General features: G+C 64.8%; 15 protein-coding genes and 1 pseudogene. 3 read left to right on the top strand and 13 right to left on the bottom strand.

Translation table 11 applies throughout. The features are described 5' to 3' along the window. Nucleotides 1–260 (top strand): transposase (locus RFM40_RS21170; RefSeq protein ID WP_320278134.1); only part of this gene is annotated, 260 nt, incomplete at its 5' end. Between the two features lie 183 nt (nt 261–443). Here RFM40_RS21170 and phnE (RFM40_RS21165) read toward each other — a convergent pair. From phnE (RFM40_RS21165) to RFM40_RS21125, 9 genes and pseudogenes are all read right to left on the bottom strand, one after another. Next, nucleotides 444–1,808, bottom strand: coding sequence for a phosphonate ABC transporter, permease protein PhnE (gene phnE / locus RFM40_RS21165; RefSeq protein WP_430691718.1), 1,365 nt, complete (start codon nt 1,806–1,808; stop codon nt 444–446). A 2-nt stretch (nt 1,809–1,810) separates the two neighbouring features. After that, nucleotides 1,811–2,770: a phosphonate ABC transporter, permease protein PhnE gene (gene phnE, locus RFM40_RS21160; RefSeq protein ID WP_320228104.1), complete on the bottom strand. Its 960-nt coding sequence runs from the start codon at nt 2,768–2,770 to the stop codon at nt 1,811–1,813. 59 nt (nt 2,771–2,829) lie between these two features. Beyond that, entirely contained in the window at nt 2,830–3,738 is a 909-nt protein-coding gene (gene phnD / locus RFM40_RS21155; protein ID WP_320228105.1) for a phosphonate ABC transporter substrate-binding protein, read from the bottom strand. A gap of 142 nt (nt 3,739–3,880) precedes the next feature. Then, nucleotides 3,881–4,738 (bottom strand): phosphonate ABC transporter ATP-binding protein, encoded by an 858-nt coding sequence (gene phnC, locus RFM40_RS21150; protein ID WP_320228106.1) that lies wholly within the window; start codon nt 4,736–4,738, stop codon nt 3,881–3,883. Between the two features lie 175 nt (nt 4,739–4,913). After that, nucleotides 4,914–5,624 (bottom strand): DUF1868 domain-containing protein, encoded by a 711-nt coding sequence (locus RFM40_RS21145; RefSeq protein ID WP_320228107.1) that lies wholly within the window; start codon nt 5,622–5,624, stop codon nt 4,914–4,916. Between the two features lie 159 nt (nt 5,625–5,783). Further along, the gene (locus tag RFM40_RS21140; RefSeq protein ID WP_320228108.1) at nt 5,784–6,398 is read right to left on the bottom strand and encodes a DapH/DapD/GlmU-related protein; all 615 of its coding nucleotides are present in this window, start codon (nt 6,396–6,398) and stop codon (nt 5,784–5,786) included. Beyond that, entirely contained in the window at nt 6,395–7,102 is a 708-nt protein-coding gene (phnL, locus tag RFM40_RS21135; protein ID WP_320228109.1) for a phosphonate C-P lyase system protein PhnL, read from the bottom strand. The genes RFM40_RS21140 and phnL overlap by 4 nt, the downstream gene beginning before the upstream one ends. 208 nt (nt 7,103–7,310) lie before the next feature. Next, complete coding sequence (gene phnK, locus RFM40_RS21130; RefSeq protein WP_320228110.1) at nt 7,311–8,087, bottom strand: phosphonate C-P lyase system protein PhnK; 777 nt, start codon at nt 8,085–8,087, stop codon at nt 7,311–7,313. Nucleotides 8,088–8,212: 125 nt separating this feature from the next. Next, a pseudogene (locus RFM40_RS21125) lies at nt 8,213–9,046 on the bottom strand (alpha-D-ribose 1-methylphosphonate 5-phosphate C-P-lyase PhnJ); the annotation flags it as partial. 59 nt (nt 9,047–9,105) lie between these two features. On the opposite strand from RFM40_RS21125, the gene RFM40_RS21120 reads away from it, so the two are divergent. Next, complete coding sequence (locus RFM40_RS21120) at nt 9,106–9,312, top strand: hypothetical protein (protein WP_320228111.1); 207 nt, start codon at nt 9,106–9,108, stop codon at nt 9,310–9,312. A gap of 2 nt (nt 9,313–9,314) precedes the next feature. On the opposite strand, the gene RFM40_RS21115 is transcribed toward RFM40_RS21120, so the two are convergent. The 3 genes from RFM40_RS21115 to phnG are packed head-to-tail and all read right to left on the bottom strand — an operon-like array spanning nt 9,315 to nt 11,504. Then, nucleotides 9,315–10,430 carry a carbon-phosphorus lyase complex subunit gene (locus tag RFM40_RS21115; protein ID WP_320228112.1) on the bottom strand — a complete coding sequence of 372 codons (1,116 nt, stop codon included), beginning with the start codon at nt 10,428–10,430 and terminating at the stop codon, nt 9,315–9,317. Between the two features lies 1 nt (nt 10,431). Beyond that, nucleotides 10,432–11,043 carry a phosphonate C-P lyase system protein PhnH gene (phnH, locus tag RFM40_RS21110; RefSeq protein WP_320228113.1) on the bottom strand — a complete coding sequence of 204 codons (612 nt, stop codon included), beginning with the start codon at nt 11,041–11,043 and terminating at the stop codon, nt 10,432–10,434. Beyond that, a complete protein-coding gene (gene phnG, locus RFM40_RS21105) occupies nt 11,043–11,504 on the bottom strand; it encodes a phosphonate C-P lyase system protein PhnG (RefSeq protein ID WP_320228114.1) in 462 nt (153 codons plus the stop codon). The genes phnH and phnG overlap by 1 nt, the downstream gene beginning before the upstream one ends. Before the next feature lie 127 nt (nt 11,505–11,631). On the opposite strand from phnG, the gene phnF reads away from it, so the two are divergent. After that, on the top strand, nt 11,632–12,378 hold the full coding sequence (gene phnF, locus RFM40_RS21100) for a phosphonate metabolism transcriptional regulator PhnF (protein ID WP_320228115.1): 747 nt from the start codon (nt 11,632–11,634) through the stop codon (nt 12,376–12,378). A 7-nt stretch (nt 12,379–12,385) separates the two neighbouring features. On the opposite strand, the gene RFM40_RS21095 is transcribed toward phnF, so the two are convergent. Then, nucleotides 12,386–13,402, bottom strand: coding sequence for a zinc-binding alcohol dehydrogenase family protein (locus RFM40_RS21095; RefSeq protein WP_320228116.1), 1,017 nt, complete (start codon nt 13,400–13,402; stop codon nt 12,386–12,388). Nucleotides 13,403–13,443 lie beyond the last annotated feature (41 nt).

Here is a 13,443-nt window from a genome sequence, read left to right as displayed (position 1 = left end):
TCGACAACAAGAGCGGCAAGCTCAACCGCAGGAGCCAGATCCAGGGCGGGCGATCGCGCGTGCGCCGCGCCCTCTACATGGCGGCGCTCAGTGCCATTCGAACCTGCGACCGCTTCAAAAAAATCTACACCGACCTTGCCGCCCGCTCGGGTTCCAAAAAAACTCGCCATCATCGCCGTCGCAAGGAAGCTCCTGGTCGTCCTCAATGCCATCATCAGAGACAAAACCGCATTCGCATGAACACAGTTGCCATGCCGTGACGTCGAGGCTCCGCAACAGTACTGGATAGGGGATGCGAATAAACGTCTCTTCTGCACAGCTGCATCCTAGTGCAGACGTCACGGAATGGATCCTCGGGTCTGCGCCGCGTCGCTTCGCTCCTTGCTCCGCCCGTGGATGACGAAGCGCACGGTTGGCCACCGGCAGTGATGGCGCTGCGTGAGTTAACCCTGCGCCGCCTGCAGCCGGTTATAATCATGCAGCGTGCGGCTGAGCCGGCGGCGCAGGAAGTTCGAGATGTTGTCGAAGACGAAGACGACGAGCAGCGTCAGCAGCACCATGTAGAAGACGTTGGCCCAGTTCGAATTGGTGCGCATCGCCTCCCATAGCTTCAGGCCGATGCCGCCGGCGCCGACGGCGCCGATGATGGTCGCGCCGCGGGTGTTCGATTCCCACTGGTAGAGCGTCTGGCTGATGAAGATCGGCACCACTTCCGGCAGCACGCCGTAGCGCTGCACGAGCAAGCCGTTGGCGCCGGTCGACAGCACGCCTTCGCGCGGCTTGTCGTCAATGTTCTCCAGCGCCTCGGAATAGGTTTTGCCGAGCGTGCCGATCTCGGTGAAGAAGATCGCGGCGCTGCCGGCCAGCGGGCCGGGGCCGAAGGCGCGGGTGAAGAACAGCGCCCAGATCAGCATGTCGACCGAGCGCATGAAGTCGAAGAAGCGCTTCAAGACCTGGCTGAGCAGGCCGCTCGGCGTGATGTTGCGGGCGGCGAAGAAGGCAAGCGGGAAGGCGACGATGCCGCCGAGCAGCGTGCCGAGGAAGGCCATGACGATGGTCTGCAACAGCTTCGTCCAGACGTCGCCATGCTGCCACTGGGCGTTGTTCCAGATGTTGTCGACGGCAAGCGCGAGGTTCGACGTGCCGGGCTGGAGCTCAGGCCCCGAGACGATCAGCGACAACACCTCGCCCGCCGATTTGCCGAAGAAGGGCGAGCGTGTGTCGAAGACGAAGTTCGCCCAACCGAGGAAGCGCTTGCGCACCTTGACGCGGTCGACGGTGACGCGCACCTCGCCGGCAAAGCCCATCTTGGCGACGACCTCGTCGTCATGCACCGTCACCCAGTCCGGCACCGGGCCCGTGACGACCGGTTTGCCGCCGGTAAGCGATATCGGAATGGTCTCGCCATTGGCGACGATCGTCGCCCTGGTCTTGTCGAAGGTGATGGATTTGGCTTCGCCGTCGATCTGCACGGTGAAGGTGCCGTCGGGATTCCTGATCACCCAGTCCGGATTGGGGTTCTCGCCAAGCGCCGAGAAGCGCGGATATTTCGGCGTGATCTGAGGCTGGTCGAGCCGGAATTCCGGCTGCAGGTCGTAGCTGATCCATTGCGACAGGAAGAGCGGCAGGCGCTCCCAATGCGATTCCTTCAACACTTGCGGAAGGCTGAAGAACCACAAGGCGTAGGCGAGGTAGAGTACCGTGCCCGCGATCAGGAGCAGCGGCCAGAAACGCTTGTAGGCCGGCCGCTGGAATATCTGCGGGTGGCGTTCCTCAATGGCCCTGATTTCGTCGACTGTCATAGCCATGGTTAAGCAGCACTCATCAGGAAAGCCTGCTCACCAACCAGCTTGCGGCGCAGCCAGGCGGAGAACTGGTCGACGAGGAAGATGGTGACGAAGAGCAGCAGCACCAGCGCCAGCGTCTTGGCGCCGAAGCCGCGCGAGATCGAAAGCTTCAGCTCCTCGCCGATGCCGCCGCCGCCGACCGCGCCCATGATGGTCGAGATGCGCACGTTGATCTCGATCCGGAGCAGCGTGTAGGACATGAAATTGGGCAGCACCTGCGGCAGGTCGGCGAAACGCACCCGCTCGATCCAGTTGGCGCCGACCGCGCGCAAGCCCTCCTCGGGGCGCATGTCGATATTCTCGTTGATCTCGTAGAACAGCTTGCCCAGCGCCCCGATCGAATGCAGGCCGATGGCGATGATCGCCGCTACCGGGCCGATCGAGACGATGGCCGCGAACAGGCCGGCGATGACGATCTCCGGAAAGGCTCGCAGCAGTTCCATGAAGCGCTTGACGATGAGCCGCAGGATCGGGCTCGGCGTCAGGTTGCGCGCGGCGATGAAGGAGAAGGGAACGGCGAAAACGAAGCCGATGAAGGTCGAGACCAGCGCAACGTTGACGGTGGTCAGCATCAGCTCGAAATATTCGGGGATGTAGAAGCCGCCCCAGACATAGACGCGGCCGAGCGGGAAATTGAATTCCTGTGTGCCCTTGTCATGCGGCGAGGCGATGTCGAACAGCGCCCGCCAGACGTCGTTCCAGTCTTTCGGGATCAGCCAGCTCAGGAAGTCGAGGATATGCGGCAGCCGCTCGAAGAAATGGCCGGCATTGGCCTCGTCGGCGAACCACATGGTCGCGCACATGGCGACCAGAAGAAGGCCGACGCCGAGCGCGGTGTAGAAGCGGCGAAGCGAGGTCTGGCGCCGCCAGGCGTCCGCCTGCTGCCGGGTCGCTTCCGAGTGGATTGTCGCTGAGGCTGTCATGATCGGAACATGCAAGAAGGGCGGCGTTTTAGAGACGCCGCCCTTCTTTCCTGATGCCGTCAGCCGCCGATCGCGGCTTTGCGGGCTTCGATGATGACGTTGTAGAAGTCCGGCTTCACCGGCACGTAGCCTGTGAAATCGCCGCCTTCGACGCCTTCGAAGCAGGGCTTGTCCTTGGTCGGCAGCTGGGTGAAGAAGTCGGCGAGTTTGGCGGTCATGTCGGCGCCGAGCGCGGTGCGGACGACCAGCGGACCATTCGGGATCAGGCCCGAGCGCCACACTTCGACGAAATCGTTCGGGTCGACGGCGCCCTTGGCGACTTCCTTGTGGAAGGTGCCGGAGGTGTAGCCGTTCTTGAAGTCGCCGATGCCGGAGGAATCGTCCACCGCCACGTCGACCTTGCCGTCGCGGACGGCGAGCACGTTGTTCTCATGGCCGCCGTTGAACTGGGTCGAGGCGAAGTAGGTCTCGTTGGAGGCGCCGGTGTCCTTCGGAATCTGGGTCAGCGGGATCAGGTAGCCCGAGGTCGAATCCGGGTCGGCATAGCCGAGCTTCTTGCCCTTGGCCGACTTGATGTCGGTGATGCCGGAAGTCTTCAGCGCCAGGCCGATAGAATAGTAACCGGTCGAGCCGTCGGTCTGCTTGGTGGTGAGGATCGGGGTGACGGCGTTCGGGTCCTTGAGATAGACGCTGGCATAGCCGGACGCGCCGAGCTCGGCGAAGTCGAGCGTGCCGCCAAGCAGGCCCTGGATGACGCCGTCATAGTCGGCGGCCGGGAACAGCGACACCTTCTCGAAGCCGAATTCGGCCTTCAGATGGTCGGCAAGGCACTGGTAGTTGCGCAGACGGTCGGTTTCGTTCTCGCCGCCGAGGATGCCGACGCGGAACTCCTTGATGTCGGCAGCGTGCGCGGCGCTTGCCGCCATGGCCAGCATTGATACGGCGCAAAGAACAATTTTCCTGAACATTTTGATCTCTCTCCTGTTGCTCCGGCTTCGCGCCGGCGGCGTTCGAATTTTTAAGTCTGGCCTTTGACGCGGGCTGGCGATCCGGGTTGCTCTCTTGAAATCCGCGATTTGCCCGGAACCGCTTCGGGTCCGGGCGATGGATTCAGTAGCCAGGGAAGGCTGGTTCGAGCGGTCCGGCGGATGCGGTGATCTTCGGCTTGATGGTGACGCTGGTCGACGTGATGGCCTCGGAGATCTCGACGCCATTGGCGTCGGCGCCATAGACGGTGCGCACGGCCTCGCGGTCGAGATCCTCGGGCGCGCCGTCGAACACGACCTTGCCGGCGGCCATTCCGATGATGCGGTTGCAGTAGGCGCGGGCGGTGTCCAGCGTGTGCAGGTTGGTGACGACGGTGATGCCTTCGCGCAAATTGATGTCGCGCAGCGAGTCCATCACCACCTTGGCGTTGAGCGGGTCGAGCGAGGCGATCGGCTCGTCGGCGAGCAGCACCTTCGGCTGCTGCATCATGGCGCGCGCGATCGCCACGCGCTGCTGCTGGCCGCCGGAAAGCGTGCCGGCCGGCTGCAGCGCGGTGCGGGCGATATCGAGGCGCTCGAGCGCGGCCACCGCCTCGGCGCATTCGGTGCGCGAGAACATGCCGAGCAGGTTGGAGAACGTCGAACGGTGGTTGAGCCGGCCGAGCAGCACGTTGGTGAGCACGTCGAGGCGCGGCACGAGGTTGAACTGCTGGAAGATCATGGCGCAGTCGCGCTGCCAGCGGCGCAGCGGCGAGCCCTGCAGGCGCGAGACCTCGGCGCCGTCAAAAAAAATCGACCCCTGGCTGGGATCGATGAGACGGTTGATCATGCGCAGAAGCGTCGACTTGCCGGCGCCGGAACGGCCGATGATGCCGACCATCTGGCCCTGCGGGATCGAGACGTTGATATCGCTGACGGCGGTGTTCTTGCCAAATCGTCGGGTTACGCCGCGAATTTCCAGCGTGGCCGATGATGCTGACATGGCAAGACTCCGGTACGTCGCGGTTTTGAAGGTCCGTTAACCTTCGCTAGCGCAGCCCCATGAAGCTGGGGTGTCGGATTGATGTCAGTTTTGTTACGACCCACAGGCAGGAATCCTCGTTTATGCATGTCGTTGTCCCAAAACCGCCAGGCACTTTTGGGCGACATGCATGGGCTCATCCAAGGACAAGCAATTCCTCGAAATGCTTCATGTCCTTGAAGCTGCAGAAGGCCGGCGGGCGCAATTCGATCACCGGAGCCTCGCGCTCGAGGAACGACAGGCAGTCGTCGAACAGATCCTGCCAGGCTGATACCCGCTCATCGGCGAGGCGGCGGATCTGGTAGGCGAAAGTGATGTGGAAGATGTAGGTGTCGTGGTCGGGATGGCGGTAGCCGAACGGCACGGACAGCGCGTCGCGCCACGTGCGCAGGATGCGCTCATCCTCGTCGGAAGCACCGGCGACCGTAAGGCCGTTCGGCGTGACGCCAATGGCCTTGATGCGGAAGGGAGGGCAAGGCTCAAAGCCCTGCAGGCGCTGCAGACAGAGACGGGTCATGTCGTCGATGCCGGTGTCGAGCGGCACATCGGCAGGCCAATAGGGAAGGCGGCGCCGGTATTCGATGATGCCCTGGAACAGGGTCATGTGCAGGCTGGAGATCGGCGTGAAGGCGAGGCGGTTCGCGTCGGGCATGGCGCGGATGCGCTCGCGCACCGCGATGATCGCGGCTTCGGAAGGCGAGCCCGAAACGAGGTGGCTGACCACCGTGTTGCCGGGCTCGAAGAGGAAGTTGCCCGATCTGTCGTAGCGCGTGCCGAGATGCACCGGCGGCATCGGGTTGGTGCCTTCGAAGAAGGAGGCGAGCGAGGGTCTTACCTTGTCGAGCATGACGATCTCCTAGGGGAGAACGCCTACTGTCCGAGTCATGTGTCAAGGATGTGAATGGTGAATGGTGAATGGTGAATGGTGAATGGTGAATGGTGAAGAAGGCTTCCTAGCCCGAACCTCGTCGGCCATTCACTATTGACCATTCACCATTCACGATCGTTAGCCGCCATACTTCTCCAGGAAGGCCTCGGCCGAGAGCTCGCGGAAATCATCGAGCGCGGCGCGCAGCCGGGCATGATCCCAATCCCACCAGGCGAGCGCCTGAAAACGCTCGGCGGTGCGGCGGTCGAAGCGCTCGCGGATCGGCTTTGCCGGCACGCCGGCAACGATTGTGTAGGGCGCGACATCCTTCGACACCACCGCACCCGCGCCGACCGCCGCGCCGTCGCCGACGGCCACGCCGGGCAGGATGGTCGAGCCGTGGCCGAGCCAGGTGTCGTGGCCGATGGTGACCCGTCTGGCACGGCGCTCGGCGAAGAATTCGCTCTCGTGATCGGCGTCGTCCCAGTAATCCGAGGCGCGGTAGGTGAAGTGATGCAGCGTCGGCCGCCAGGTCGGGTGGTTGGTGGCGTTGATGCGCACGCTTGCCGCGATGTTGGAGAACTTTCGAATGGTGGCGCACCAGACGGCGCAGTCCTGCATCATGTAGGAATAGTCGCCGAGCTCGCTTTCCGAGACCCGGCTACGCTCGGCGATCTCGGTCCAACGGCCGAGCGTCGAGTTTTCGACCTGCGCAGTCGGATGAACCAGCGGCGCCTCAGAAAGCTTCTTCATGCGGCGATCCTGCCTGCGGCGAAAGCGGTGACGTCGATGACGCGGTCGGCCACCGCATCGCGTACATCCTGATCGTGGAAGATGCCGAGCAGGGCGACGCCCGCCGCCTTCTTGGCGGCGATGAGGTCGACCACGACATCGCGGTTCCTGGCGTCGAGCGAAGCGGTCGGCTCGTCGAGCAGCAGGATCGGATGCTCGGTGATGAAACCGCGCGCGATGTTGACGCGCTGCTGCTCGCCGCCGGAGAAAGTCGCCGGCGGCAGCGCCCAGAGTTTTTCGGGCAGGTTGAGCTGCGCAAGCAGGGTGCGCGCCTTGCCACGGGCAGTTTCCCTGTCCTCGCCGCGCTCGACCAACGGCTCGGCGACGACGTCGAGCGCCGAAACGCGCGGCACGGTGCGCAGGAATTGGCTGACATAGCCGATGGTATGACGGCGCACGGCAAGCACTGTGCGCGGACTGGCTGAGCCGAGATCGATCAGGCCGCCCTCATGCTGGACGATGATCTGGCCTTCGTCGACGGCATAGTTGCCGTAGAGCATCTTCAGGATCGAGCTTTTTCCCGCGCCCGACTGGCCGCCAAGCACGGCGCATTCGCCGGCGCGGATCGAGAAGGAAACGCCCGCCACCACCGGCAGCGTGACGCCGTCGCGCAGATGCATGGTGAAGCTCTTTGCGACATCGGAGACAACGAGAGGTGTTGGCATCAGAAAGTCCTCCAATCGTCATTCGTTGGCGGGACAGCACCCCCCTCTGCCTTGCCAGGCATCTCCCCCTCAAGGGGGGAGATTGGCTGTCCCATTCGGTTTCGCCACTCACCTGCGTTGCAGAACGAGCGGGGCGTGAAAGCTGCCGATCTCCCCCCTTGAGGGGGAGATGGCCGGCAGGCCAGAGGGGGGTGACTTGGCGCCATCATCACACCTGCAAAATCGAAGAAACAAGCAACTGCGTATAAGGCGCGCGCGGGTCGTCGAGGACGCGGTCGGTGAGGCCGCTTTCGACGACGCGGCCGTCCTTCATCACCATCATGCGCTGCGACAAGAGCCGCGCCACGGCGAGGTCATGGGTGACGACGATCGCCGCGAGGCCGAGGTCGGTGACCAGTCCGCGCAACAGATCGAGCAGGCGCGCCTGCACCGAGACGTCGAGGCCGCCGGTCGGCTCGTCCATGAATACCAGGCGCGGTCCCGTCACCAGGTTGCGGGCGATCTGCAGGCGCTGGCGCATGCCTCCGGAAAAGGCGCGAGGTTCGTCGTCGATGCGGTCCTCGTCGATCTCGACACGCGACAGCCAGTCGACGGCGGTGGCGCGGATCTTGCCGTAGTGGCGGTCGCCGACCGCCATCAACCGCTCGCCGACATTGGCGCCGGCCGATACCGTCATGCGCAGTCCGTCGGCCGGGTTCTGATGGACAAAGCCCCAGTCGGTGCGCATCAGGAAGCGGCGCTCAGCCTCGCTCATGCGGTAGAGCTCACGCCACTGGCCATCGCGCATGCGGTAGCTTGCCGTGCCGGAAGAGGGCAGCAGCCGCGTCGACAGGCAGTTGAGCAGCGTCGTCTTGCCGGAGCCGGACTCGCCGACCACCGCCAGCACCTCGCCCGGCCAGAGATCGAAGCTGATAGTCTCGCAGCCGATGCGCGAGCCGTAGAATTTGGAAAGTGCTGCGACGCGCAGCAGCGGTTCGTCGGTCATTTTGCCTCCTTACCCTCCCCCTTGTGGGGAGGGTCGGCGCGCAGCGCCGGGGTGGGGGTTGAGAGGAATTCGCCATCACCCCCACCCGCGCCTTCGGCGCGACCTCCCCACAAGGGGGAGGTAGGATCGGCGCGCCGCTTTTCGCAGTGGTCGGTGTCCGAGCAGACGAACATGTGGCCGCCATGGTCATCGAGGATGACCTCGTCGAGATAGACGTTCTCGGCGCCGCAGAGCGCGCAGGGCTGGTCGAAGGTCTGCACCTCGAACGGATGGTCCTCGAAATCGAGGCTGACGACGTCGGTGAAGGGCGGCACCGCATAGATGCGCTTCTCGCGACCGGCGCCGAACAGCTGCAGGGCCGGCGAGCGGTGCATCTTCGGATTGTCGAATTTCGGCGTCGGGGAAGGGTCCATCACATAGCGGCCCTCGACCTTGACCGGATAGGCGTAGGTGGTGGCGATGCGGCCGTGCCTGGCGATGTCCTCATAGAGCTTGACATGCATGAGGCCGTATTCCTCCAGCGCATGCATCTTGCGCGTCTCGGTCTCGCGCGGCTCGAGGAAGCGCAGCGGCTCGGGGATCGGCACCTGGAAGACCAGCACCTGGCCGGCATCGAGCGGATGCTCCGGGATGCGGTGGCGGGTCTGGATGATGGTGGCGCTGGCGGTATCGGTCGTCACCGCGACGTCGGCGACCTTCTTGAAGAAGGCGCGGATCGAGACGGCATTCGTGGTGTCGTCGGCGCCCTGGTCGATGACCTTGAGCACATCATCGGGGCCGATGATCGAGGCGGTGACCTGCACGCCGCCGGTGCCCCAGCCGTAGGGCATCGGCATCTCGCGCGAGGCGAAGGGCACCTGATAGCCGGGAATGGCGATGCCTTTCAAAATGGCGCGGCGGATCATCCGCTTGGTCTGTTCGTCGAGATAGGCGAAGTTGTAAGTGGCGATGTCGGTCATGACGATCACATCCGCTTCGTGCTAAGGATTTGGCACCCAAGACGCGGGAGCATGCCCACATGGACTCTACCGGTTGGTTGCATCTTGGCGCGCTTTTGCTGGTCTTCGCCGGCGTCGCGGCCTTCGCGCTTCGGAAAATGTTTCTCCCCGCGCCAAAGGAGCCTCCGCACGGCGAGACCGTTGCCGGCACCAGTGGCTCCGGCGCCGGCGGTTATGGCGGCGGCTCGTTCGATGCCGGCAGCGGGCATTCCGGTAGCGGACACTAAAATCATTCCGCCGCCTCCCGCTTTTCCTCGGCGGACTTATCCTCATGTTCGCGCGCCTCGTATTCGGCGCGCATGCGGCGCACGAGATCCAGCTCGGCCTGGAAGTCGACATAGTGCGGCAGCTTCAGATGCTCGACGAAGCCGGTCGCCTGCACATTGTCGGAATGCGAGATGACGAACTCTTCGTCTTGTGCTGCGGCAATCACATCCTCGCCGAGCTCGCTCGCGCGCAGCGCCCGGTCGCACAGCGCCATGGCCATCGCCTTGCGCTCGCTCTGGCCGAAGACAAGGCCGTAGCCGCGGGTGAATTGCGGCGGCGCCTTGGCCGATCCCTTGAACTGGTTGACCATCTGGCATTCGGTGACGCGGATCGAGCCAAGCGGCACGGCGAAAGGCAGTTCCGGCACGTCCAGCTCCAACTCGACCTCGCCAATGCGGATCTCGCCCACGAAGGGATGGTTGCGGGCGTAGCCGCGCTGCGTCGAATAGCCGAGCGCCAGGAGAAAACCCTCGTCGCCGCGCGACAGCGCCTGCAGGCGGATGTCACGCGCCATCGGGAATTGCAGCGGCTCGCGCGTGATGTCGCCGGGGATATGGTCAAGCGGCATGTCGCCGTCGGCTTCGATCAGCCCTTCATGGGCGAGGATCGAGGAGACGCGCGGCATGACTTCCGCCTCGGTCGGACGCTGCGCGGGCGCCTCGACTTCGGCGCCGGCGGCAAGCTCCGGGTCAAGCAGGCGGTGGGTGTAGTCGAAGGTCGGGCCGAGCACCTGGCCGCCGGGCAGGTCCTTGTAGGTGGCCGACACGCGCCGCTCGACCTGCATGGCGCCTGTATCGACCGGGCTGGTGTAGCCGAAGCGCGGCAGCGTGGTGCGGTAGGCGCGCACCAGGAAGATCGCCTCGATCATGTCGCCGCGCGCCTGGACGACGGCAAGCGCCGCCAACTCGCGGTCGTAGAGCGAGCCTTCGCTCATCACGCGGTCGACGCCGAGCGCCAGCTGCTCGACGATCTGGTCGAGGCGCAGCGCCGGCACCGAGCGGTCGCCGCGGCGGCGGTCGGCCAGCAGGCGGTGGGCATTGGCAATTGCGGCTTCGCCGCCTTTCACCGCGACATACATGTCATGCCTCCATCGTCTTGATGCGGGTGGTGCGCGGCAGGCAGGCGAGGCTGCCGCGTGCCGCCAGGATGATGTCGACGCCGCGCGGAAAACGCTGGTTGTTCTGCTTCCACTGCTCGACGAAATGGCGCGGCATGCCTGTCGGAGCGATCATAGACGTCTTCTCGATGCCTGGTCCTTCGAGTAGCAGCGACGGACCCGAAGCAAGGTCATCGACCAAAAGGATGAGCGTCGTCGAGCGGTTGGGATATTCCTGCGTGCCCTGCGAAAAGCCGTCGAGCGCCGCCATTTCCGCCGGGTTGGCGACCAAAGCGAAATGCGCGTCGGCCGGCGTGTTGGCCAAGGGCGCGCCGGTGTGGAAGCCGAGCCAGGCCTTGACCGGGGCCTCCGCCTGCAGCCGCGGATCGAGCCAGACCGGCGTGTCGTTGTCGCAGAGCGAAAGCGCCACGGCGCCGGCGGTCGCCGACAGCGGCGCCGGCGGATGGGCGAGCGGCGGCAGCGCCTGGACGCTGCCGGGGCGAGCCATCGCATCCATGATGGCGCGGAACACGACTTGAGCGTTGAAGACGGGATCGGCGAAGCCGCCCTCGATCGATTGCGTGGCGATATCCATCAGTCCTCTCCGCGCACCATGGTGAAGAAATCCACTTTCGTGGCCGCCGTCTCGACGCGCCGCTTCTCGCGCGCCTCTTCGAGTGCTGTCCGCAACGGCGTGACGAGCTTCGTTTCGACCGCTTCGCGGTGAGCCGGGTCCTGCCAGAGCGCATCGGCGATTGCGGCGAGCCTGGCTTTGGCCTTGTCGCGGCCGAGCGCGTAGGAATGGCCGACCTGTCCGGCGGGCAGCCGCACGGTGGCGCGGGTGACGGTCGCCTCGCCGACATTGAAGGGCGCGCCGCCGCCGCCGATCCGGCCGCGCACCGTCACCAGCCCGGTTTCGGGGCCGCGCAGCAGTTCGGCCTCGGAGGGCAGGCCTGAGCTGTCCCACAGACGCGTGATTTCATCGGCCGCCGCATGCGCCAGCGTCGCCATCATAGCCTTCCGCTCGGCCTGCTCGCGCGCTTCCTGTCCTCGCATCGCTTCACTCCTCGCATGAAGATGATTTGTCTATTGATATAGACAACTATACAAATTATACTCATCATCTAGCGAGAGTCCATGACGGGTGGATGACAAAGGGGCGTAAAAGTTTGGGGGCGGGGAGATGATCGGAATTGCGAGCAGCATAGAAAGGCGCAGCGGCGTGTCGCTGTGGCGCCAGATCGCCGACAGGATATTACAGGGGATCGCGAGCGGCGATTTCGCCGAAAATGCGGCGCTGCCGCCCGAGGTTGTGTTGGCGGAACGCTACGGCGTCAACCGCCACACGGTGCGCAGCGCTATTGCTGCACTCGTGCAGGAAGGCGTGCTGAGGGCCGAGCAGGGGCGCGGCACCTTCGTTTTGTCGCGCAAGCGCCTGTCCTATCCGATCGGCGCCCGCACACGCTTTTCGACCGGGCTGCAGAGCCAGACGACCGAGCGCCACATCGCTCTGCTGTCGTCCTCGACCGAGCCGGCCAACCGGCGCATCGCCGAGGCGCTCGGCATTGCCAGGGGAGCGGCCGTGATCCGTCTGGAAACGCGCGGCGAGGCCGACGGGCATCCGGTGTCGCGCGCGACGACCTGGTTCGATGCAAAGCGTTTCGCCGGCATCGAGGCCGCGATGGCGGAGACGGGATCGATCACCGCCTCGCTCAAGCGCTTCGGCATCAACGACTATCTGAGGCACTCAACGGTGCTGTCGGCGCGTCACGCCGACGCCGACGACCTCGCCGCACTTGATTTGCAACCGGGCGCCATCGTGCTGGTGACCGTCGCCGTCAACGTCACGCTGGATGGCCAGCCGATCCAGTTCGCGGAGTCGCGATTTCCGGCGGAACGGGTGGAGCTCAGGCTGTCGGCCAGCGATTAGTCGCGTCTTACCCGACCTCAATAACCGCCTTGATCAGCCCCGACTTCTCATGCGCCCATCGCGCGAGATCGCGCGGCGTTCCGGCAAGCGTCGTGCGGTGGGTGACGAGTTTCCCGAGCGGCACCGCACCGTTGCGGATCGAGGCGGCGACGTGGTCGAAATCGGCATGGAGCGCATTGCGACTGCCGACCAGCGTCATCTCGCGCTTGTGGAATTCAGGATCGGAGAAAGTGATATCGTCCTTGACGACGCTGACCAGCACCAGCGTGCCGCCATGCGCGACATGGGCGAAGGCAGATTGCACCGACTGCGTGTTGCCGGTGGCGTCGAAGACCAGGTCGAAGCCTTCGCCGCTCGTCGCCTCCCGTACCAGGTCGGTGGCTGGTGCTTTCGAACCGTCGAGCGCGGCAAAGCCGAGCTCGCCTTCGGCGAAATTAAGCCGCTCGGTGCTCATGTCGAGCAGGCTGACGTCGAACCCGGCAATGCGCGCGAAGATCGCTGTACCAATGCCGATCGGCCCGGCGCCGATGACCAGCGTGCGGGAGCCCTGCACGGCGAGCGAGCGTCGCACGGCATGCGCGCCGATCGCCAGGAATTCGACCGCAGCCGCATCGGCCAGCGAGAGGCCGTTTGCCGGATAAAGATTTTGCGCCGGCACCAGGATCTCGTCGCACATGGCGCCGTCGCGGTGTACGCCAAGCACCTCGATCCTGACGCAGCAGTTGGGCTTGCCGTGCCGGCAGGCGATGCATTTGCCGCAGGCGAGATAGGGGTTGATGATCACCGGCTCGCCGACGGGAAGGCCGACGCCTTCGCCCCTCTCTACGACCGTGCCCGAGACCTCATGGCCCATGATGCGCGGATAGGCAAGGAACGGGTGCTTGCCCTCGAAGATGTGGTAGTCGGTGCCGCAGATGCCGACATGGCTGACAGCGACCCGCGCCCAGCCGGGCGGCGGCGCGCCGGGCGCCGCGCGGTCTTCGAGAACAAGGTCGCCAGGCGAGCGGCAAACGACGGCTTTCATGCGCTAATCCAGTATTTGTAAGGAGCGCCGGCCTCGGTCGA

The sequence above is a fragment of the Mesorhizobium captivum genome (assembly GCF_033977165.1).
GTDB classification, from domain to species: Bacteria; Pseudomonadota; Alphaproteobacteria; order Rhizobiales; family Rhizobiaceae; genus Mesorhizobium; species Mesorhizobium captivum.
This window is presented reverse-complemented; position numbering and strand designations above follow the sequence as displayed.